This window comes from Oleispirillum naphthae (assembly GCA_027864655.1).
Taxonomy (GTDB): domain Bacteria; phylum Pseudomonadota; class Alphaproteobacteria; order Rhodospirillales; family Rhodospirillaceae; genus Oleispirillum; species Oleispirillum naphthae.
Window position 1 is genome coordinate 40,752 of sequence record JAQAZG010000012.1, and the last position, 20,940, is coordinate 61,691.

At 68.3% G+C, this 20,940-nt stretch carries 22 protein-coding genes; 9 read left to right on the forward strand and 13 right to left on the reverse strand.

The window, feature by feature from the left end; genetic code table 11:
- Positions 1-40: 40 nt before the first annotated feature.
- The gene (gene rpsD, locus O7R11_RS12675; RefSeq protein WP_337997897.1) at positions 41-655 is read left to right on the forward strand and encodes a 30S ribosomal protein S4; all 615 of its coding nucleotides are present in this window, start codon (positions 41-43) and stop codon (positions 653-655) included.
- A 68-nt stretch (positions 656-723) separates the two neighbouring features.
- Here the strand turns inward: rpsD and O7R11_RS12680 are convergent, their stop codons facing one another.
- Positions 724-960, reverse strand: coding sequence for a phage tail protein (locus O7R11_RS12680; protein WP_337997898.1), 237 nt, complete (start codon positions 958-960; stop codon positions 724-726).
- 192 nt (positions 961-1,152) lie between these two features.
- Here O7R11_RS12680 and O7R11_RS12685 point away from each other — a divergent pair, with 192 nt between their 5' ends.
- A complete protein-coding gene (locus O7R11_RS12685) occupies positions 1,153-2,328 on the forward strand; it encodes a GNAT family N-acetyltransferase/peptidase C39 family protein (protein WP_337997899.1) in 1,176 nt (391 codons plus the stop codon).
- Positions 2,325-3,788: a RimK family protein gene (locus O7R11_RS12690; protein ID WP_337997900.1), complete on the forward strand. Its 1,464-nt coding sequence runs from the start codon at positions 2,325-2,327 to the stop codon at positions 3,786-3,788. The genes O7R11_RS12685 and O7R11_RS12690 overlap by 4 nt, the downstream gene beginning before the upstream one ends.
- A 58-nt stretch (positions 3,789-3,846) precedes the next feature.
- On the opposite strand, the gene O7R11_RS12695 is transcribed toward O7R11_RS12690, so the two are convergent.
- Positions 3,847-4,641: a glycosyltransferase family 2 protein gene (locus O7R11_RS12695; protein ID WP_337997901.1), complete on the reverse strand. Its 795-nt coding sequence runs from the start codon at positions 4,639-4,641 to the stop codon at positions 3,847-3,849.
- 146 nt (positions 4,642-4,787) lie between these two features.
- Here O7R11_RS12695 and O7R11_RS12700 point away from each other — a divergent pair, with 146 nt between their 5' ends.
- Positions 4,788-5,585, forward strand: a complete 798-nt coding sequence (locus O7R11_RS12700) for a hypothetical protein (RefSeq protein ID WP_337997902.1) — start codon at positions 4,788-4,790, stop codon at positions 5,583-5,585.
- A 6-nt stretch (positions 5,586-5,591) separates the two neighbouring features.
- Here the strand turns inward: O7R11_RS12700 and O7R11_RS12705 are convergent, their stop codons facing one another.
- The 6 genes from O7R11_RS12705 to O7R11_RS12730 are packed head-to-tail and all read right to left on the reverse strand — an operon-like array spanning position 5,592 to position 10,874.
- Entirely contained in the window at positions 5,592-5,936 is a 345-nt protein-coding gene (locus O7R11_RS12705) for a glutaredoxin domain-containing protein (RefSeq protein ID WP_337997903.1), read from the reverse strand.
- A gap of 21 nt (positions 5,937-5,957) precedes the next feature.
- The gene (rarD, locus tag O7R11_RS12710) at positions 5,958-6,887 is read right to left on the reverse strand and encodes an EamA family transporter RarD (protein ID WP_337997904.1); all 930 of its coding nucleotides are present in this window, start codon (positions 6,885-6,887) and stop codon (positions 5,958-5,960) included.
- A 36-nt stretch (positions 6,888-6,923) separates the two neighbouring features.
- Positions 6,924-9,098 carry a phosphoribosylformylglycinamidine synthase subunit PurL gene (gene purL, locus O7R11_RS12715; RefSeq protein WP_337997905.1) on the reverse strand — a complete coding sequence of 725 codons (2,175 nt, stop codon included), beginning with the start codon at positions 9,096-9,098 and terminating at the stop codon, positions 6,924-6,926.
- Positions 9,099-9,117: 19 nt separating this feature from the next.
- A complete protein-coding gene (gene purQ / locus O7R11_RS12720) occupies positions 9,118-9,807 on the reverse strand; it encodes a phosphoribosylformylglycinamidine synthase subunit PurQ (protein WP_337997906.1) in 690 nt (229 codons plus the stop codon).
- A 37-nt stretch (positions 9,808-9,844) separates the two neighbouring features.
- Positions 9,845-10,087 carry a phosphoribosylformylglycinamidine synthase subunit PurS gene (gene purS, locus O7R11_RS12725; RefSeq protein WP_337997907.1) on the reverse strand — a complete coding sequence of 81 codons (243 nt, stop codon included), beginning with the start codon at positions 10,085-10,087 and terminating at the stop codon, positions 9,845-9,847.
- 19 nt (positions 10,088-10,106) lie between these two features.
- Entirely contained in the window at positions 10,107-10,874 is a 768-nt protein-coding gene (locus tag O7R11_RS12730; RefSeq protein ID WP_337997908.1) for a phosphoribosylaminoimidazolesuccinocarboxamide synthase, read from the reverse strand.
- A gap of 346 nt (positions 10,875-11,220) precedes the next feature.
- Between O7R11_RS12730 and O7R11_RS12735 the strand changes: the two genes are divergently transcribed.
- Together O7R11_RS12735 and O7R11_RS12740 are read left to right on the forward strand one after the other, a co-directional pair.
- Positions 11,221-11,760: an ATPase inhibitor subunit zeta gene (locus O7R11_RS12735; protein ID WP_337997909.1), complete on the forward strand. Its 540-nt coding sequence runs from the start codon at positions 11,221-11,223 to the stop codon at positions 11,758-11,760.
- Positions 11,761-11,935: 175 nt separating this feature from the next.
- A complete protein-coding gene (locus O7R11_RS12740) occupies positions 11,936-13,258 on the forward strand; it encodes a S1C family serine protease (protein ID WP_337997910.1) in 1,323 nt (440 codons plus the stop codon).
- Positions 13,259-13,262: 4 nt separating this feature from the next.
- On the opposite strand, the gene purB is transcribed toward O7R11_RS12740, so the two are convergent.
- A complete protein-coding gene (purB, locus tag O7R11_RS12745) occupies positions 13,263-14,570 on the reverse strand; it encodes an adenylosuccinate lyase (RefSeq protein ID WP_337997911.1) in 1,308 nt (435 codons plus the stop codon).
- A 113-nt stretch (positions 14,571-14,683) separates the two neighbouring features.
- Between purB and O7R11_RS12750 the strand changes: the two genes are divergently transcribed.
- Genes O7R11_RS12750 through O7R11_RS12760 form a run of 3 tightly spaced genes read left to right on the forward strand, consistent with a single transcriptional unit; the run spans position 14,684 to position 17,658 of the window.
- The gene (locus O7R11_RS12750; RefSeq protein WP_337997912.1) at positions 14,684-15,532 is read left to right on the forward strand and encodes a formyltransferase family protein; all 849 of its coding nucleotides are present in this window, start codon (positions 14,684-14,686) and stop codon (positions 15,530-15,532) included.
- Between the two features lie 3 nt (positions 15,533-15,535).
- Positions 15,536-17,002: a TrkH family potassium uptake protein gene (locus tag O7R11_RS12755; RefSeq protein WP_337997913.1), complete on the forward strand. Its 1,467-nt coding sequence runs from the start codon at positions 15,536-15,538 to the stop codon at positions 17,000-17,002.
- A gap of 14 nt (positions 17,003-17,016) precedes the next feature.
- A complete protein-coding gene (locus tag O7R11_RS12760; protein WP_337997914.1) occupies positions 17,017-17,658 on the forward strand; it encodes an MBL fold metallo-hydrolase in 642 nt (213 codons plus the stop codon).
- 169 nt (positions 17,659-17,827) lie between these two features.
- Here the strand turns inward: O7R11_RS12760 and radC are convergent, their stop codons facing one another.
- Genes radC through O7R11_RS12780 form a run of 4 tightly spaced genes read right to left on the reverse strand, consistent with a single transcriptional unit; the run spans position 17,828 to position 20,925 of the window.
- Positions 17,828-18,559 (reverse strand): RadC family protein, encoded by a 732-nt coding sequence (gene radC, locus O7R11_RS12765; RefSeq protein ID WP_337997915.1) that lies wholly within the window; start codon positions 18,557-18,559, stop codon positions 17,828-17,830.
- A 13-nt stretch (positions 18,560-18,572) separates the two neighbouring features.
- A complete protein-coding gene (gene map, locus O7R11_RS12770; RefSeq protein WP_337997916.1) occupies positions 18,573-19,373 on the reverse strand; it encodes a type I methionyl aminopeptidase in 801 nt (266 codons plus the stop codon).
- A gap of 38 nt (positions 19,374-19,411) precedes the next feature.
- Positions 19,412-20,113 carry a DNA/RNA nuclease SfsA gene (sfsA, locus tag O7R11_RS12775; protein WP_337997917.1) on the reverse strand — a complete coding sequence of 234 codons (702 nt, stop codon included), beginning with the start codon at positions 20,111-20,113 and terminating at the stop codon, positions 19,412-19,414.
- Positions 20,110-20,925, reverse strand: a complete 816-nt coding sequence (locus tag O7R11_RS12780; RefSeq protein WP_337997918.1) for a methyltransferase domain-containing protein — start codon at positions 20,923-20,925, stop codon at positions 20,110-20,112. Before O7R11_RS12780 ends, sfsA begins: the two co-directional genes overlap by 4 nt.
- Positions 20,926-20,940 lie beyond the last annotated feature (15 nt).

The following is a 20,940-nucleotide window of genomic DNA, read 5'->3' on the forward strand; positions in this document are numbered from 1 at the left end:
CCTACCGGGACAAAAAACCGATAAACGTGAAGGACAATTCATGTCGAAACGTCATGCCTGTAAGCACAAGATCGACCGCCGTCTCGGCGTCAATCTGTGGGGCCGCGCCAAGAGCCCGATCAACAAGCGCGAATACGGCCCGGGCCAGCACGGCCAGCGCCGCCGCAAGCCCACCGACTTCGGCACCCAGCTGATGGCGAAGCAGAAGCTCAAGGGCTACTACGCCAACATCTCCGAGCGCCAGTTCCGCCGCTACTATGCCGAGGCCTCGCGCCGCACCGGCGACACCGGCGAGAACCTCATCGGCATCCTCGAGAGCCGCCTCGACGCCATGGTCTACCGCATGAAGTTCGTGCCGACGATGTTCGCGGCGCGTCAGGTGGTGAGCCACGGCCACGTCAAGGTCAACGGCCGCCGCGTCAACATTCCGTCGTACCAGCTCAAGGCGGGCGACGTGGTCGAGATCAAGGACGCCTCCAAGCAGATGGCCCTGATCATCGAGGCGGTGGAATCCGGCGAGCGCGACCTGCCGGACTATATCGAAGTCGATCACAAGGGGATGAAGGGCACCTACGTCCGCATGCCGAAGCTGGCCGACGTGCCGTACCCGGTCTCGATGGAACCCAACCTGGTGGTCGAGTTCTACAGCCGCTGAGGCGCCTCGACACGCAAACGAAAAACGCGCGGCTCGGGCCGCGCGTTTTTGCTTGGGTGGACATCCGGTCAGTCCCGGGACGGGAACACGCCATCCAGGCAGATGATGTAGCGGCAGCCAGGTATCGGGGATTCGAGCTTCGGCAGGGCGAAGTTCGCGCGTCCGTCGCCGCCGTAGGTCGTGCCGAGCAGCACGAACAGGGCTTGGTTCTGCATGATCGGAAGAAGCCGTCCGTCGCAGTCCAGGTAGCCCCGAGGCGTGAAGTTCCCCGCGAACAGCTTGATCGTAGCCAGATACTCCTCCATGGCCTTCCCCCTTTGCCGGTGATGAAACGATACTGTGCAGATTATTCCCAAGGGTGCGTTTCCTCCAGTCTCTTCGCGTATTAAGTTTTTTCGAGTCATCCGGTTCCCGCAGCGCCGTTCCATGACAACGGACACTTGCATTTCCCGCGGCGCGGGGTGATGTTTCACCGAAGTCATCCTTCCATGAAGGGCATGAACACCATGTCTGGCGAAACGGCGGTTCCTCCGCCGGTCTGCGCCGAGTGCGCGGAAGATCCTCCAAGTCTGCGGCCGGCAACGCCGGCCGATGTCGATTCCCTGGTGGTGCTGGAAAACCGCGCCTTCCCCGGCGACCGGCTGTCGCGGCGCAGTTTCCGGCGCTTCGCTGCGTCGTCGCGCGCGAGCCTGCTGGTGCTGGAGGAGGCGGGCGGCCTGTGCGGCTATGTCCTGGTGCTCTACCGCCGCGGCACCGCGCTGGCGCGGCTCTATTCCATCGCGGTGGACCCGGCGTGCGGCGGACGCGGCTTCGGCGGGCGGCTCCTCGCCGCGGCGGAGCAGGCCGCCTTCGCCCGCGGCGCGGCGGTGATGCGCCTGGAGGCGCGGCCCGACAACGCCGCCGCCCTGGGGCTCTACCGCAAGCGCGGCTATCGCCAGTTCGGCATGGTCGCCGACTACTACGAGGACCATGCCGCCGCCCTGCGCTTCCAGAAGTGGCTGATCGCCGAGCCGCCGGTGCGTCCCGGCCATCCCGTCGTGCCCTACTACCAGCAGAGCACCGAGTTCACCTGCGGCCCGGCGGCGATGATGATGGCGATGGCCGCCTTCGTCCCGCAAACCCGGCTCGACCGCCGCCTGGAACTGCGGCTGTGGCGCGAGGCGACCACCATCTTCATGGCCGCGGGCCTCGGCGGCTGCGAGCCGGTGGGCATGGCGGTGGCGCTGGCCCGCCACGGCTTTGCCGCCGAGGTGTTCGTCAACAGCCGCGAGGTCTTGTTCCTCGATTCCGTGCGCGATGCGGAAAAGCGCGCGGTGATGGCGGTGGCGCAGGAGGACTTCCGCGACCAGGCGAAGGCGCTCAAGGTGCCGGTGCGCGCCCGCGCGCTTTCGCCCGAGGGGCTGCGCGCCGCGCTGGATGCGGGGGCGGTGGTGCTGGTGCTGGTCAGCCAGTACCGCATGCTGCGCTTCCGCGCGCCGCACTGGGTGGCCGCCTTCGCCCACGCGGATTCCCGCATCTTCATTCACGACCCCTGGGTGGAAGCCGACGATCACGAAACGCCGCTCGCCGCCGCCACCCTGCCGATTCCGGAAGACGAATTCGATCGCATGGCCTGCTACGGCAAGGCGCGGCTGCGCGCCGCGATCGTCATCAAGGGAAAACGAACGCTATGACCGACTGGCTCATCCTGGTGGACTCCGCGCGCGACGTGCCGCAGGCCGACACGCCGCACAAGGTGATGACGGTGCGCGACTACCTGGCGCGGCCGCAGCTCTTCCGCAGCCGCAGGCCGACGATCATCAACCTGTCGCGCAACACCGCCTACCAGAGCGCCGGATACTACGCCTCGCTGCTCGCCGGGGCGCGCGGCCACCGCGTCATGCCGACGGTGCAGACGATGCTGGAGCTTTCCCGCAAGGAGCTCTACCGCGATTCCCTGCCGGATTTGGAGGACAAGCTCAACCGCTGCCTCAAGGGCCGCGACGACGTGCCCTCCGGCGACTTCAAGGTGTTCGTCGCCTTCGGCCGCACCGGGTTCGCCGGCCTCGACTCCTTCGCGCTCCTGCTGTTCGACTGGTTCCGCAGCCCGCTTCTGGAAATTTCCGTGGAGGCGGGGCCGTGGCGCTCCATCGAGCGCATCCGCACCCTTTCCATCCACCGCCTGACGCCGGAGCAGAAGGCCTTCGCCATGGAGGCGATGGAACGCCAGACCCAGCGCGGCTGGCAGGTCGCCAAGGGCAAGGCGGCGGCGCGCTACTCCCTCGCGGTGCTGCGCAACCCGCGCGAGGCCCTGCCGCCTTCGAAGAAATCCTCGCTGCAACGCCTCGCCCTGGTCGCCCGGCGCTTCGGCGTGGAGGTGGACCCGATCGAGAAGGGCGACCTCGCCCGCCTCGCCGAATACGACGCCCTGTTCATCCGCGAGACCACCTCCATCGACAACCATACCTACCGCTTCGCCCGCCGCGCCGAGCAGGAAGGCATGCCGGTGATCGACGACACCGTGTCGATGATCCGCTGCACCAACAAGGTCTATCTCAAGGAACTGCTGGAATCCCACAACATTTCGATGCCGCGGAGCCTGGTGCTCAACGGCCGCTCGGCGCTGGAGCAGGCGGAGCGCGAACTCGGCTTTCCCATGGTGGTGAAGATCCCCGACGGCTCGTTCTCCCGCGGCGTGCACAAGGTGGAGGACCGCGCCGCGCTGGAAAGCCTCGCCGCGGAGCTGTTCGCCGATACCGACCTGCTGCTGGCGCAGGAGTTCATGCCCACCGACTACGACTGGCGGGTCGGGGTGCTCGGCGGCGAGCCGCTGTTCGCCTGCCAGTACCTGATGGCGCACAACCACTGGCAGATCATCCACCATCTGGCCGATGGCAAGGCGGTGGAAGGCCGCTACCACTGCGTCGCGGTGGAGGACGCGCCGCCGGAGGTGATCCAGACCGCGGTCAAGGCGGCGCGCCTGATCGGCAACGGCCTCTACGGCGTGGACCTCAAGCAGAACGCACAGGGCGTGCACGTCATCGAAATCAACGACAACCCCAACCTCGATTCCAACATCGAGGGCGCGGTGATCAAGGACGAGCTGTGGAGCCGCCTGGTGCAGTGGTTCGTCGTCCGCCTCGACGAGCGGTAAAAAAAGCTGAAACTTCGCGGGGAGACTCGGCCTCCCCGCGAAGTTTCGGTTTTTCCCCCTAGTTTCCCCGCAGTTCCGATTTCAGGCGTTCGACGTAGGCGAGACGGTCTTCGAGGAGGCTCATGATCGCGGGGGTGGGCTGGGCGATTTCCCGGTCGCCGTCCCAGTCGTGCAGCGGCGTGGCGAATTTTTCCTTTTGCCGGTCCAGGGAATTGCCGGGCTGGAAGTGGACCAGCACGGTTTCCTCGTCGATGGCGCGGCCCTCGGCCAGGGCGGCCAGCACGATGCGGTAGAAGCTGTCCTCGCAGGAGATCTTGAGGAAGTCCGCATGTTCCGGAAAGCCCTTGGCGATTTCGTGCCAGATGCGGCGCACGCAGAGGTTCATCACCGTGGAGCGGTCGAGCGACGGCCCCCAGGAGGGGTGCACCGGCACGTCGAGGCGCCGCCGCGTCCACACGTAGCCGATGCTCCGGTCGGCGAGGAGGGCGGACAGGCACAGGCCGAGGTGCGGCGGCAGGTATTCGTCGTCGGCATCGAGGAAGGCGATGAACGGCGCGGAGGCGAGGCGCACCCCTTCGTTGCGCGACGGTCCGGGGCCGCGGTTGGGGGAAAAGAACGTGGACTTGAAGGTGATGTGGGGCGCCGCCGCGAGCCGTGCGTCCAGCGCGGCGATGGCCGCCGCGGTGTCGTCGGTGGAGGCGCCGTTGACCACCACGATTTCGGTGTGCAGGGGCAGGTTCATCGCCGTGCGCGCGTAGTCCGCGCCGGCCACCGCGCTGTCCACGGCGCGGGCCAGGGTGTCGGCGCAATTGTACGCCGGGATGACGACGGAAATGCGGGGCGGTGTCTGCATGGCATGGCCTCGAACACGGTGCGGAGAGAGGGCGTGCGATCAGCCTAGCGGCGAAAAGTTAAGAGGGGGTTTGCGAGATTGTGGCGGAATTGTGTCGGAAGGGATATGATCCGGCGCAACCGAAATCTTTCCGCCGCCGGAGACCGATGATTCTACGTCCGTCCGAATGCCCGGTGAGCAGCCGGGACGCCTTCGACATGGCGATGCAGGCGTTCATCGATATCGCCGCCCATCCGTTCTGGCTGGGGCGCACCGTGCTGTTGCCCTTCGTCGCGGTGTGGGGGCTCTCCACCCTGCTGCATGTGGCGGGGTTCGGCCTGCGGGAGTCGGTTTGGGGTATGGCGGCGGTGTGGACGGCGCAGGCCGCGGCCTTCGTGCCCTGCCTGCTGGCGTGGAGCCGCATCGGCTTCCGCTCCGCCGGTTCGGAACCCGCGCCGCCGCCCTCGCCGCTGGAGCATGCCGGGCTGGTGCGCGGCCTCGATGTGCTCGTCATCGTCATGGCGGCGGTCGCCGGGCTGGCCGGGCTGGCCGATATCGGGCTGGATTTCCTGACCGTGGATCTGCCGCCGCGCTGGCTCCTGGTGTTCGCGGGCGGGCTGGTGCTGGTGCCGTCCCTGGTGTTCGGCGGCATGCGCCTGCTCGTCGCGGTGGCCGCCGCGGCCGTCGGCTGGCCGATCGGCTATGCGGGGGTGCGGGTGCTCACCGCGCGGCGCGGCGCATGGCTGGCCGGGGTGGGGCTGGTGCTGTTGTGCCTCTATCCGCTTACCGCGCGCAGCGTCGCGGGCATCCGCGAGGTGGTGGGCGGGCCGCTCGGCGGGCTTCAGGGCGCATGGGCGGGCGTGGAGTTCGGCGCGATGGTGGCGCTCACCGCGGTTTGCGGCCATGTGCTGGGGCAGGTTCTGCGCCGCCTGGTGGACGGCGTGCCGCGCGCCGCCGAGGCGTGAGGGGCGCTATTCCTCGGGCTTGGCGGCGATTCCGGCTTCCGCCAGTTTGTCCTTCAACCCCTCGGACTTGGCCAGATCGCGCGCCGCGTCGCCGCCGCCCGCGAGCCTGCCCTTGATGTAGAGATGCGGCAGGTCCGGGCATTCGCCGAAGGCCTTGATCGCTTCCTTGACCTCCGGGTCGTCCACCAGATTGACGCTCTTGTAGGGGATGCCCATGGCATCCAGCGCCTGCGCCACCGCCGCGGCGCGCGCGGTCAGCGGGTACATCGGCGTGCCCTCCATGTAGAGCACCACCGGGTGGGTCTCCACATCCTTGCGGATGCGGGTGAAGGCCGGGGAGGAATCGTCCATGGCGGTATCCCTTTCTGCGTCTCAACGGATGCGCAGGCCGACCATGGCGAGCGCGTCGCGCGGAATCGAGTAGATCGCCAACCCGGTCCAAATACAAGAGAAGGCCCACAGGTGCGCCTGGGTGAAGGGCTCGCCGTAGAGCAGGGTGGCGAGCAGGAACTGCCCGGTCGGCGCGACGTACTGCATCAGACCCATGGTGGAAAGCCGCACCCGCCGCACCGCATAGCCGAACAGCACCAGGGGAACCGCGGTGATCGGCCCGGCGCACACCAGCAGGATGTCGCGGGTCGCGCCGTCGTGGCCGAAGTGGCCGACGCCCTGGTGGTTCAGCCACAGAAGGTAGCCGAGCGCCGCCGGGCCGATGATCAGGCTTTCGACGAACAGGCCGCTCGCGCCGTCCACCGGAATGGTCTTGCGCAGCAGGCCGTAGGTGCCGAAGGAGAGGGCGAGGCTGAGCGCGATCAGCGGAATCTCCCCCGCGCCGACCACCATCACCGAGACCCCGGCGGCGGCGCAGACCACCGCGACGACCTGGCGCGGCGTCATCGTTTCCTTGAGGAAGAGGCGGCCGAAGAGGACGTTGATCAGCGGGTTGATGTAGTAGCCCATGCTCGCCTGCAACAGGCGCCCCTCCGCCACCGCGAAGATGTAGATCAGCCAGTTGGCGGTGATCAGGAGCGCGGTGACGGTGAGGGTGATGAGGGTGCGGCGGCAGCGGATCGCCGCCATCACCGCGCGCCTGCCGTGCAGCAGCCCGACCAGCAGCACCAGGGTCAGCACGCTCCAGACGATGCGGTGCGCCAGAACCTCCGGCGGCGGCATGTCGGCGAAGAGCTTGAGGTAGAGCGGCAGCAGGCCCCAGAACAGATAGGTGGCGAGCCCCGCGGCGATGCCGGTCCGCAGGGCGGCGTCGGCGGTCTGCGGGGCGGCGGACGGCGATGACTCTGACACGATCGGATGATCCAAACGCCGCCCGTGGCGGCCACGCTATGCCATATAGGCCGGAAACCAGGATTCGTGCGCTTTTTTCAGCGCGGCGACGGAAATTTCGTCCGCGCCGTTGACCGCGAGCGCATCGCCGCCGGTAGCGCCGAGCCGCCGCGCCGCAACCCCGGCCTTCGCCGCCGCGGCGAGCACCGCCTCGGCATCCGCGGTCGCGACGACGTAGCGCGCCTGATCCTCGCCGAAGAGCGCCGCGTGCAGATGCGGGCCGGCAACCGAGACGTCCGCGCCGATGCCCGAGGCCATGGCCATTTCCGCCACCGCGACGAGGAGACCGCCGTCGGAGACGTCGTGGCAGGCGGAGACCTGGCCTGCGCGGATCAGTCCGCGCACGAAATCGCCGTTCCTGCGTTCGGCGGCGAGGTCCACCGGCGGCGGCGCGCCCTCGGCGCGGCCCGCCACCTGGGCGAGATACCACGACTGGCCGAGCCAGGAGCCTTCCGCCCCGATCAGCACCAGCGCCTGATCCGGCGCGGCGAAGCCGATGCCCACGGACTGTTCCACATCCGGCATCAGGCCGATCGCGCCGATCGTCGGGGTGGGGAGGATCGCCTCGCCGTTGGTCTCGTTGTAGAGCGACACGTTGCCGGAGACGACCGGGAAGTCGAGCGCGATGCACGCCTCGCCCATGCCTTTGATCGCCTCGACGAACTGCCCCATGATCGCCGGGCGCTCGGGGTTGCCGAAGTTCATGTTGTCGGTGATGGCGAGCGGCGTCGCGCCCACCGCGGTGAGGTTGCGCCACGCCTCGGCCACCGCCTGGCGGCCGCCCTGGTGGGCGTCGGCTGCGACATAGCGCGGCGTCACGTCGGAGGTGGCGGCCAGGCCCTTTTTCGTGCCGTGGATGCGCACCAGCGCGGCGTCGCCGCCCGGGCGGCCCACGGTGTCGCCCATCACCATGTGGTCGTACTGTTCCCACACCCAGCGGCGCGACGAGCCCTGCGGCCCGCCGATCAGGGTGAGGAGCGCCTCGCCCCAGGGGCGTTCGGGCACGTCGGCGGCGGCGACTTCCGGCAGCTTCTCGCCCGGCGTCCACGGCCGGTCGTATTCCGGCGCGGCCTGGGCGAGGGGGTCGATCGGCAGGTCGGCGACGGTTGCGCCGCCCATGGTCAGCACCATGCGCCCGGTGTCGGTGAGGCGGCCGATGATCGAGAAGTCGAGTTCCCACTTGTCGAACACCGCCTTGGCGATGTGCTCCTTGCCCGGCTCCAGCACCATCAGCATGCGCTCCTGGCTTTCGGAGAGCATGATCTCGTAGGGGGTCATGCCGGTTTCGCGCACCGGCACCGCGTCGAGGTCGATCTCGACGCCGAGGCCGCCCTTGGAGGCCATCTCGAACGACGACGAGGTGAGGCCCGCCGCGCCCATGTCCTGGATCGCGACGATGGCGTCGGTGGCCATCAGTTCCAGGCACGCCTCGATCAGAAGCTTCTCGGTGAAGGGGTCGCCGACCTGTACGGTAGGGCGCTTCTCCTCCGAATCCTCGGAGAACTCGGCGGAGGCCATGGTCGCGCCGTGGATGCCGTCGCGCCCGGTCTTGGAGCCGACGTAGACCACCGGATTGCCGACGCCGGAGGCCTCGGAATAGAAGATATTGTCGGTGTCGGCGATGCCGATGGTCATCGCGTTGACCAGGATGTTGCCGTTGTAGGAGGGGTGGAACTCCACCTCGCCGCCCACCGTCGGCACGCCGACGCAGTTGCCGTAGCCGCCGATGCCCGCGACCACGCCCGCCACCAGATGGCGGGTCTTGGCGTGCTCCGGCGCGCCGAAACGCAGGGCGTTGAGGTTGGCCACCGGCCGCGCGCCCATGGTGAAGACGTCGCGCAGGATGCCGCCGACGCCGGTCGCCGCGCCCTGGTAGGGCTCGATGAACGACGGGTGGTTGTGGCTCTCCATCTTGAAGATCGCGGCCTGGCCGTCGCCGATGTCCACCACGCCCGCGTTCTCGCCGGGGCCGCAGATCACCCAGGGGGCGGTGGTGGGCAGGGTCTTCAGCCACTTCTTCGACGATTTGTAGGAGCAGTGCTCGCTCCACATCACCGAAAAGATGCCGAGTTCGGTGATGTTGGGCTCGCGGCCCATGATCGCCAGAACGCGCTCGTATTCCGCGGGGGAGAGGCCGTGTTCGGCGACGATTTCAGGGGTGATGGCAGGCATCGGACGATCCTCGGGGCAGTCAGGACAGGGCGGCGGCGAGCGCGCGGAACATCGGCGCGCCATCGGTGCCGCCCAGAAGCGGGTCGGCGAGACGCTCGGGATGCGGCATCATCCCCAGCACGGTGCGGGTTTCGTTGAGAATCCCCGCGATGTTGCGGCGCGAGCCGTTGGGGTTGGCGGCCTCCAGCGGCGCGCCGCCTTCGTCGCAATAGCGGAAGGCGACGCGGTCTTCGTCCTCCAGGCGGTCGAGCACCGCGGGCTCGGCGAAATAGTTGCCGTCGCCGTGCGCCACCGGAATGCGCACCACCTGGCCCGCATTGTAGCCCGCGGTGAAGTCGGAGGCGGAGGTCTCCACCTTGAGCAGCACGTCGCGGCAGATGAAGGAGAGGCCCTGGTTGCGCATCAGGACGCCGGGCAGCAGCCCCGCCTCGGTGAGAATCTGGAAGCCGTTGCAGATGCCGAGAACCCGCACCCCCTTGGCCGCCTGCGCGGTCACCGCCGCCATGATCGGCGAGTGCGCCGCCATCGCGCCGGAGCGCAGGTAGTCGCCATAGGAGAAGCCGCCGGGCACGACGATGAGGTCGAGGGCGGGCAGGGCGGTGTCGCGGTGCCAGATCATCCGGGGCGCATGCCCGGTGACGCGTTTCAGCGCCACGGCGACGTCGCGGTCGCAGTTGGAGCCGGGGAAGACGATGACGGCGGCTTTCACGTTCGGCGGTCCTTGTCGCAGGCCACGGCGGAAGGGATCAGCCTTCCAGGTCGATGGCGTAGTTCTCGATGACGGTGTTGGCGAGCAGCTTCCTGCACATCTCCTCGACCTGGGCCTTGGCCTTGGCCGGGTCGGCCTCCGCGATGTCGAGCTCGATGAACTTGCCCTGGCGGACGTCGCCGACGCCGGTGAACCCCAGGGCGGCGAGCGCGTGCTGCACCGCCTTGCCCTGCGGGTCGAGGACGCCCTGTTTCAGGGTGACGTGGACTTTGGCTTTCATCTCATTCTCCGGGGCTTCTTTATTGCACGGTTTCCGGACCTTGCAGGTCGTAGGGCGCGCTCTCCGGGATGATCCCCAGGCGCTTCGCCACTTCCTGGTAGCCGCGCTCGACGTTGCCGAGGTCGAGGCGGAAGCGGTCCTTGTCGAGGCGCTCGCCGGTGGCGATGTCCCACAGGCGGCAGTTGTCGGGCGAGATCTCGTCGGCGAGGACGATCTGGATGTCGCCGTTGTCGTGGTAGAGGCGGCCGAACTCCAGCTTGAAGTCGATGAGGCGGATGCCGACGCCGAGGAAGAGGCCGGAGAGGTAGTCGTTCACCCGCAGCGCCAGGGCCATCATGTCGTCGATGTCCTGCACCGCGGCCCAGCCGAAGGCGGTGATGTGCTCCTCGGAGACGACGGGGTTGCCGAGCTCGTCCTTCTTATAGATGTATTCGACGATCGAGCGGGGCAGCGGCGTGCCGTCGGCCAGACCGAAGCGCCGCGCCAGCGATCCGGCGGCGGCGTTGCGCACCGACACCGCGACGGGGATGATCTCCACCTCGCGCACCAGCTGCTCGCGCATGTTGAGGCGGCGGATCAGGTGGGTCGGAATGCCGATCTCCTCCAGCCGCATCATCAGGTATTCGGAAATCCGGTTGTTGAGCACGCCCTTGCCGGTGATGGTGCCGCGCTTCTTGCCGCCGGCGGTGGTGGCGTCGTCCTTGAAGTACTGCACCAGGGTGCCGGGTTCCGGGCCCTCGTAGAGAATCTTCGCCTTGCCTTCGTAGAGTTTCTTCGGTCGTGCCATGGCCGCCACGTTCAGGGCCGCGCGCCGGGCGGAACCTTCGCCCCAGGGGCGCTTTGCGGCTGGGAAAAGAAAGAAGAGCGCGGCCTTTTGGCCGGGGCGCCCAGGTTCGGCTGTTCGTATATCAGCGTTGGGGGGAGAGGACAACGATTCTCGGCCCCGTCCTTGCCGTGCGCCGCCCATGGGCGGCGCAGGCGCAGGGCGGCGGGCGGGGTTTTGCCGCGGAGTCGGCGGGGAGTTAATGAGATTGCTTCTTAGTCACATTTTTTCCTTCACAGGTCCTTGCGGATGGTATATGACTGTATATATCAGAAGTAATAAATGTGAGCCCTAACCCTGGAGGTTCGTCATGCTGCATTTTCTCGTCGCCGTGGAACGCGGCCATGAAGCCCGCTTCGCGATGAGCCAGGAGCTGGTCTACAAGGTCTACACTCGCCGCACCCAACTGTTTGCGGAATGGGCGGCGCGCCTGATGGGGCTGCACGGCGAAAGCGTGGGCGAATATGCGCAGGAAACCCTCGAGCACGTGTTCGGCGATACCGACGCGGCGCGCCTGGTGGCCAAGGTGAAGGGCGATCTCGCCCGCATCGGCGTGGTGCTGGCGAGCGCCCGCCTGGAGGAGAAACTCGCCCAGCTCGAGCGCCGCGCCTGCGGCGACGTGATGGAGGCGATCATCGGCGACCCGGTCGTGCCGGACGCGCGTCGCCGCGCCGCAAAGGCGATCCTCGACGAAATGGAGGGCCGCACCTCCGCCGCCAACAGCGTGCAGGCCATCGACAAGGCGGTGCGCCACGCCAAGAAGGAACTCGCCGCCCAGGCCTCGCGTTTCCACCTGAGCGACCTCTTCCTCGCCGCGATCGGCTCGCAGAAGGCGCACCCCGCCGAATAGACCTGCGTCCGCGTTCCCCTGCGGTTCCGCAAGACCCCGCGCCTCCGGCGCGGGGTTTTCGCATGCGGATATGCTTGAGACGGCGGGGCGGTTGCGGCACACTCCTTCGGAAAGCGGAACGCAATCTCTACGACCGAAGGTGGCAGGGGGTACGGGGATGATCCGATGGAGGCGGATGCTGGCGGTCGCGGCCGCCGGGCTTGGCCTGGCGGCGTGCCAGATGCCGATGGAGATTCCCGAGGTCAAGCAGCGCCAGCAGATCGAGATTCCGATGGGAGAGGAGACCGCCCCCTTCTCCTACGCCGGGGCGATCTCGAAGATTCCGCGTGGCACCACCATCGCCGCCTTCCCCGATATCGGCGGGGTCAAGTCCCTGACCTGCGTCGCCGGACGACATATCAGCCTGGAATGGGGCGGCCGTATCGCCGGCGCCTGGAGCAGCGAAATGAACGAGGTCTTCTTCAGCACCATGAAGGAGTCCGGATACAACGTGCTCGGCGATCCCTCCAGCCTGTTCAACCGCGGCGCGGACCGTGCCCGCGCCCACTACCGGGTCGGCGCGCGCCTCGTGGACATTCGCGGCAACTTCTGCGACGAGATCACCTTCTGGTGGGGCGTGCCGACCAACCGCATCATGGGCGAGATGTACGTCAAGGTGGAATGGGAGGTCTATTCCGAGCCCGAACGTCGCGTCGTCGGCAAGTTCGTCACCGAGGGCCGCGGCGAACAGAAGACCCCCGCGGTCGAAGCCACGGTGCAGGCGATGGGCCTCGCCTTTTCCATGGCGGTGGCGAATCTCGCGGCGGACCCGGCATACCACGACCTGATGCGCGAGGACTCGCGGCGCACGCCGCCCAAGGGGGATGGCGACGCGCGGTTGGAACTGGTCGGCGCGCCGCTGTCGCGCGACGCGATCGCCGACCGGATCGACCGGATTCTCGGCGGCGCGGTGAGCATCATTACACCGGAGGCCCTCGGCAGCGGTTTCTTCATCAGCCGGGACGGCTATGGCCTCACCAACGCGCACGTGGTGGGTGAGGCGGACCATGTGACGTTGCGCCTGAACTCCGGCGTCGAGGTGCGGGCCGAGGTGCTGCGCGTCAAGAAGGCGCGCGACGTCGCCCTGTTCAAGGCGCCGGTGCAGGTGCTGCACCCGTTGCCTCTGGCGCCGCAGGCCAAGCTGGTGCGTCTGGACGAAGTCTATGCCGTGGGCACGCCGAACCAGCTGTCCCTGCAATCGACTGTGACAAAGGGGGTGGTCAGCGCCTTCCGCAACTTCGATGAGCGCGGGGGCAAGCCGGTTTCCTACATCCAGGCGGATGCGGCGATCACCCACGGCAACAGCGGTGGCCCGCTGCTCAACCGTTCCGGCAACGTGGTCGGGATATCGGTGGCGATGATCGCCCCCAAGGACGTGCAGATCGGACTCAATCTGTTCATCCCGATCCAGTCCGCGCTCACCAGCCTGAACCTCGATGTCCGGCCTCCGGCGCGCTAGCCCCTCAGCCGAACACCCGCGCGAAGATCGTGTCCACGTGCTTGGTGTGGTAGGCCATGTCGAAGATCGCCTCGATCTCCGCATCGGAGAGGCGCGCCGCCACGTCGGCGTCGGCCTTGAGGAAGTCGAGGAAGCGGCCTTCGCCCGCCCACACCCGCATCGCGTTGCGCTGCACGATGCGGTAGGAGTCCTCGCGGGAAACCCCGGCCTGGGTGAGCGCCAGCAGCACCCGCTGCGAGAAGATCAGCCCGCCCAGCTGGTTGAGGTTCTTCTCCACCGCGTCGGGATAGATCACCAGCTTGTCGATCACCCCGGCGAGGCGCGCCAGCGCGAAGTCGAGCGTCACCGTGGCGTCGGGGCCGGTCATCCGCTCCACCGAGGAGTGGGAGATGTCGCGCTCGTGCCACAGCGCCACGTTTTCCATCGCGGGCGCCGCATAGGCGCGCACCATGCGGGCGAGGCCGCAGAGGTTTTCCGTCAGCACCGGGTTGCGCTTGTGCGGCATCGCGGAAGAGCCCTTCTGCCCCGGCGAGAAGTATTCTTCCACCTCGCGCACCTCGGTGCGTTGCAGGTGGCGGATCTCCGTCGCCACACGCTCCACGGAACTTGCGATCACCCCGAGGGTGGCGAAGAACATCGCGTGGCGGTCGCGCGGGATCACCTGGGTGGACAAGGGCTCGACGGAGAGCCCGAGCTTGTCGGCGACGTGCGCCTCCACCGCCGGGTCGATGTTGGCGAAGGTGCCCACCGCGCCGGAGATGGCGCAGGTGGCGATGTCCTGCCGCGCCGCCAGCAGGCGCTCCCGCGCGCGCCGGAACTCCGCATAAAAGCCCGCGAACTTCAGCCCCATGGTCACCGGCTCGGCATGGATGCCGTGGCTGCGGCCCATGCACACCATGTCCTTGGTCTCGAGTGCGCGGCGTTTCAGCGCGCCGAGCAGGGTGTCGATGTCGGAAAGCAGGATGTCCGCGGCCTGGGAAAGCTGCACCGCGAGGCAGGTGTCGAGCACGTCGGAGGAGGTCATGCCCTGGTGGACGAAACGGGAGTCATCGCCGATGTGTTCGGAAAGCTCGGTGAGGAAGGCGATGACGTCGTGCTTCACCTCCGCCTCGATGGCGTCGATGCGGGCGATGCGTTCCGCCGTGTAGGGCAGGTTGCCCTTCTCCCACACCGCCTTCGCCGCGGCGGCCGGAATCACCCCCAGCTTCGCCTGCGCGTCGCAGGCATGCGCCTCGATCAGGTACCAGATGTGGAAGCGGTTCTCCGGCTGCCAGATGCCGGTCATGGCGGGACGCGAGTAGCGCGGAATCACGGGCGGAACCTCCGTAGGGTGTGGGCTTGCCGCAAAAATCCGGCGAAGCGGCGGTTCTGTCAAGGCGAAGCGTCGGCTGGCGCGGTTCGCCGGGCCGGATTATGATGGCCGCCATGACGCAGCCAAGCGAGTCCTATCTCCGGGAGATCGTCCTGCTCGCCGATCCGGTGCTCGCGCCGATCCTGGCGCAGACCATCCTGCTCGCCCATCCGCTCGCCTCGCCCAAGGCGCTGATGCGCGCCGCGCCGATCCTCAAGGTGACGCCGCTGTCCACGCTGCCCGAACTGATCGCCCGCTGCGGCGCGCCGCTCGCCGGGGCGCGGCTGTTCGCCTGCGCCACCGAGGTGATCGTGCCGGAGAAGCTGCTCGCCGCGTTTCCCGGCCCGTCCTACAACCTGCACCCCGGACCGCCCGCCTATCCCGGGCGCTTCCCCGCGGTGTTCGCGCTCTACGGCGGCGCGGCGGAATTCGGCTCCACCCTGCACGAGATGACGGGCAAGGTGGACGATGGGCCGATCGTCGCCGTCGATCGCTTCGCCGTTCCGCCGGAGGCCGACCGCGCCGTCCTGGAGACGCACAGCTTCGCCTCGGTGCTGCGCCTGCTCGTGCGGATGTGCGCCGACCTGGTGCGGCCCGCGCCGCTGCCGCGCCTGCCGGGCGAGGCATGGTCCGGCGGCAAGGCGAGCCAGGCGGATTTCGATGCGCTGTGCCGCCTGCCGGAAGGGGTGGACGCGGCGGAATTCGCCCGCCGCTACCGCGCCGTCGGCGAGGGGCCGGAGCATGCGCTGGAAATTTCCCTGTTCGGCCACCGCTTCCGCCTCGACAACCGCCGCGGCGACGCGGTCACCGTGGCGGGCTGCCCGCGCCCGGCGGAGCTTGACGCCAAGGCGGCGGCGACGCACAAAGGAACCGGCGCGCCCCCCGGCGAGGGCGGCGCGGCGGCAGGCTCGGGGAAAGGGTAAGGCTTGGCCAAACCTCAGGACGAAGGCGATATCGGGCAGGCGATCGGCAGCCTGCTGATCATCCTGGGCGTTGCCATGTGGGTGCCCGCCGTCGCCGATTTCGCCGCCGGCCAGAGCGAATGGGCCGCCTTTGCGCTTGCCTCCGGCTTCACCATCTTCTTCGGCGTGATGCTGTTCGCCACCACGCGGGATGCCAGCTTCGGCATCACGCCGCTGCGCCGCGCCTATTTCATCACCGTCGGCGCGTGGCTGATGCTCTCCCTGTTCGGCGCGCTGCCGTTCTGGCTGTCGGAGCAGAAGATCTCCTATTGCGACGCGGTGTTCGAAACCGTCTCCGGCTTCACCACCACCGGCTCCACCGTGCTCACCGGCCTCGATACGATGCCGGTGGGCATTCTCCTTTGGCGGGCGCTGCTGCAGTGGATGGGCGGCATCGGCATCATCGTCATGGCGATCGCCATTCTGCCGATGTTCCGCGTCGGCGGCATGCAGATGTTCAAGCTGGAAAGCTCGGAAAAGACCTCCGACAAGATCTCGCCGCGGGTGCGCAGCATGGCGATCCGCATCGGCTGGGTCTACATCCTGTTGTCCACCCTCTGCGTGCTCGCCTACTGGGCCTGCGGCATGACGCCGTTCGAGGCGGTCATCCACTCGATGACGACGCTCTCCACCGGCGGCTATTCCACCTCCGACGGCTCCATCGGCCACTTCGACAGCCTGTGGCTGGAATGGGCGGGCACGGTGTTCATGCTCGCCGGGGGCACCCCCTTCGTGCTCTTCGTGCTGGCGCTTTCCGGCCGCGGACCGATGGTGATTCTGCGCGACGCGCAGGTCAAGCGCATGCTCGCCACCGCGCTGATCTCCGCGGCGATGCTCACCGTGTGGCTGGTCTTCGCCAACGACTTCGACCCGTGGACGGCGTTCACCAAGGCGCTGTTCAACCTCGTCTCGGTGATGACCACCACCGGCTACGCCTCCACCGATTATTCCCTGTGGGGGCCGCCCGCGGTGGCGGTGTTCTTCTTCATGACCTTCGTCGGCGGCTGCGCCGGGTCCACCGCGGGCGGGCTGAAAATGTTCCGCTTCGAGATTCTGTGGCAGGATATCCGCAAGGAGACCCGCCGCCTGCTCTATCCGCACGGCGTGTTCCCCGACATGATGGCGGGCCGCCCGGCGAGCGAATCCCTGGTGCGCGACGTGCAGGTGTTCGTGCTGTGCTATGCCGCCACCTGCGCCGCCCTGGTTCTGGCGCTGGCGTATTACGGGCTGGACTTCATCACCGCGCTTTCGGGCGCGGCCACCGCGCTCGCCAACGTCGGCCCGGGGCTGGGGCCGGTGATCGGCCCGGCGGGCAACTTTTCCTCCCTGCCCGACGGCGCGAAATGGGCGCTCGACGTGGGGATGATCCTCGGACGCCTGGAATTCGAGACGGTGTTCGTGATGATGACCGCGCACTTCTGGCGCGACTAACGGAGAACCTACCGATGAAAGCGATGATCGTTCCGGTAACCGCCTTTGCGCAGAACTGCAGCATCCTGTGGTGCGAAGAGACGATGCAAGGCGCGGTGGTGGACCCCGGCGGCGACATCGCCGAGGTGGAGGCGGCGGCGAAGCGCAAGGGCGTGGAGATCGTCAAGATCCTGCTCACCCACGGCCATGTGGACCACGCCGCGGGCACCACGGCGTTGAAGCAAATCTTCGACGTGCCGGTGGAAGGCCCGCACGAGGAGGACGCCTTCCTCCTCGAGGCGCTGCCGGAAACCGCGCGCGGTTACGGCTTTCCGCCGTGCGAAAGCTTCACCCCCGACCGCTGGCTCAAGGAGGGCGATACCGTCTCCTTCGGCAACGTCACCCTGGAGGTGCTGCACTGCCCCGGCCATACCCCGGGCCACGTCGTCTTCTTCGACCGCAAGGACAAGCTCGCGGTGGTCGGCGACGTGCTGTTCCAGGGCTCGGTCGGGCGCACCGACTTCCCGCGCGGCAACGCCAAGGACCTCGTCTCCTCGATCCGCAACAAACTCTTCCCCCTCGGCGACGAGGTGATCTTCATCCCCGGCCACGGCCCGCTCTCCTCCTTCGGCGACGAGCGCCGCAGCAATCCCTACGTCGGGGACCGGGCGTTTTAAAATGCCAAAACTTTGCGAGGGGTCTTGGACCCCTCGCGCACCCCATAACTTTTGGTTTTTGCGCGTAGCGCGATAGAGCCATCACGCGGTGTGACGGTTGATGGCCGCTGCGCGGCGAAAACTTATGGGGGGTGTGGGGGGACCGCGTCCCCCCATGAAGTTTTATTTTTTACAGCAGGTTCTTCCGGCGGAAGCTGATGTAGCGGCCGGGGGAGACGACGACGTGGTCGAGCAGGGCGATATCCACGGTGGCGAGGCCCTGCTTGATCTGCTGGGTGGTGTCGATGTCGGCCTGCGAGGGGGTCGGGTCGCCGGAGGGGTGGTTGTGCACCATGATCACGGAATGCGCCTTGAGTTCGAGGGCGCGTTTGACCACCTCGCGCGGGTAGACCGGGGTGTGGTTGATGGTGCCGCGCTGCATCGCCTGGTCGGCGATCAGGCGTTTCTTGGTGTCGAGGAAGAGCAGGCGGAACTCCTCCACATCGGCGCGCGACTGCGCGGCGAGGCAGTAGTCCATCAGGTCGTCCCAGGCGGCGAGCGCGGTGCGCTCCGCGACGCGGCCCTTGAGCAGGCGCACCGCCGCGCCTTCCACCAGTTTCAGCGCGGCGACGGTGGTTTCCTTGACGCCGGGCACGGCCGTCAGGTCCTCCGGCGAGGCGGCGATGACGCCGGCGAAGTCGCCGAAGCGGACGAGCAGGTCCTTGGCCAGGGGCTTGACGTCGCGGCGCGGGATGGCGAGCGCCAGCAGCAGTTCGAGGAGTTCGTAGTCGGCGAACCCCGCCGCGCCGTTGCGCAACAGCTTGTCGCGCAGGCGTTGGCGGTGGCCGAGGTAGTGCGGTTCCGGCGCGGACGTCACCGGCGCTTCGAACAGGCCCGGAGAGGTGTCGTCGCCGCCGCTCATGCCGCCGCTCCGCTCACGCCGCCGGATAGGGCGGCTGGGTGTAGCCCTTCGGCGACAGGGTGAAGATTTCGCAGCCGTCGGCGGTGACGCCGATGGAGTGCTCGAACTGGGCGGAGGCCTTGCGGTCGCGCGTCACCGCGGTCCAGTTGTCGGAGAGGATCTTGGTGTCCGGCACGCCGAGGTTGATCATCGGCTCGATGGTGAAGAACATCCCTTCCTCCAGCCGCAGGCCGTGGCCGCGGCGGCCGTAGTGCATGACGTTGGGCTCGGCATGGAAGGTGCGCCCGAGGCCGTGGCCGCAGAAGTCGCGCACCACCGAGAAGCGGTGGCCCTCCGCGTATTCCTGGATCACCGCGCCGATGTCGCCCAGGGTGGCGCCGGGGCGCACGATGTCGATGGCGCGCATCAGGCACTCGTAGGTCACCTCGACCAGCCGCTTCGCCGCGACGCCGACCTTGCCCGCCGTGTACATGCGGCTGGTGTCGCCGTACCAGCCGTTGAGGATGGGGGTGACGTCGATGTTGAGGATGTCGCCGTCCTTCAGGGTCTTTTCGCTGGGGATGCCGTGGCAGACCACATGGTTGATCGAGATGCAGCACGACTTGGGATAGCCGCGGTAGCCGAGCGGCCCGTTGATGCCGCCGCGCGCGGTGACGAATTCGGCGATCAGGCGGTCGAGTTCCTGCGTCTCCACGCCGGGGACGACGAAATCGGTGATGTAGTCGAGGGTCTCCGCGGCGAGGCGCCCGGCGGCGCGCATGCCCGCGAAGTCTTCGGCGGTGTGCAGGATGATGGTGGAAGCGGAACGGTCCATGAAGCGGGGTAGTCCTTCGGTGTGATGTCCTGGGTTAGCTATAACGCCAGGGGGAGGGCGCGGTCCAGGCTCAAGCCGGTGAGCGCGATCGCGCAGGTGTAGCACAGCGCCTCCACCCCCGCGGCGCGGGCGGCGGCGAACCCCTCCGCATACGCCGGGTCGATGTCGGCGGCCAGGGAAAAACGGTCGCAGTCGGTACGCTGCACCAGGTAGACCATCACCGCGCGGTCTCCGGCGGCGACCGCATCGGCCATCTCGCGCAGGTGCTTGGCGCCGCGCGCGGTGACCGCGTCGGGAAACTCGGCGAGGCCCGGGGTGCGCATCAGGTGCACGTTCTTCACTTCCACCAGGCAGCGCGGGCGGGCGGGATCGGTGAGCTGGATGTCGATGCGCGAGTTCTTGCCGTAGGGCACCTCGCGCCGCAGCTCGGCATAGCCCGCGAGTTCGGGGACCCTGCCCGCGGCGATCGCCGCGGCGACCAGGGGGTTGGGGTGGGACGTGTTGATGCCGACCAGGCCGCCGTCCGTCTCCGCCAGTTCCCAGGTATAGGCGAGCTTGCGCTTCGGGTTGTCGGAGCGCGACAGCCACACCGTCATCCCCGGCTCCTTCAACCCCAGCATCGCGCCGGAGTTGGCGACGTGGGCGGTGACCTCGCTGCCGTCGGCGAGGCGCACGTCGGCGAGGAATCGCTTGTAGCGGCGGAGCAGCACGCCACGGATGAGGGGGGTGGAGAAGGTCATTCGGGTTTCCAGGCGGTAAGCGTCAGAAGATCGACGGTGGCGGCGACGCGCCCGTCGGCGGCGGGGTGGTTTTCGCGGTAGGCGGCAAGCGCGGCGAGCAGCACGGCGCGGGAGAGCGGCGCTTTGCGGCGCTCGGCGAGCGCGTTGGTTTCCCCCATGGCGCGCAGGTCGGCGAGCAGGCGCAGCGGGTCGGCATAGTCGATGGCGATGCGCTCGCGGTCCACCACCGGCTCGGCGAAGCCCGCGCGCTGCAACAGGGAGCCCGCATCCTGCACCGTCAGCATCGGGATGACGCGCGGGCTCACCCCGCCGTCCACCGCCAGTTCGGCGCGGGCGAGGCTGTCGCGCAACTCGTGCAGGGTTTCCTCTCCGGGCAGCATGGCAAGGAACAGGCCGCCCGGCTTGAGCACACGGAACGCCTCGGCGAGGAGGCCGGGCAGGTCGTCGATCCAGTGCAGGCTCATGCAACTCAACACCGCGTCGGCGACGGCGTCGGCGAACGGCAGGGAGTCCTCGTCGGCGACCACGGCGGGGGCGGGGGCGAGCGCCGCCATCGCCGCGGAGGGCTCCACCGAGACCAGGGTGTCGATGCCGCCGCGCCCGGCGCGCAGGCGCGCGAGCTGGCCGGTGTGCGCCCCGAGGTCGAGGGCGAGGGGGAAGGCGCGGCGGATGTCGGAAAGCCGGTCGAGCAGGCGCTCCGCCGCCTCGCGCAGCAGGAAGTCGGGCTCCCGCGCCGGGGCGACGCCGCGCACCGCGCGGTCGCGGCGGCGGCGCAGCAGGGGACGGTCGAAGAGGACTGGCCGGCTGGACATGACCCCCATATGGCG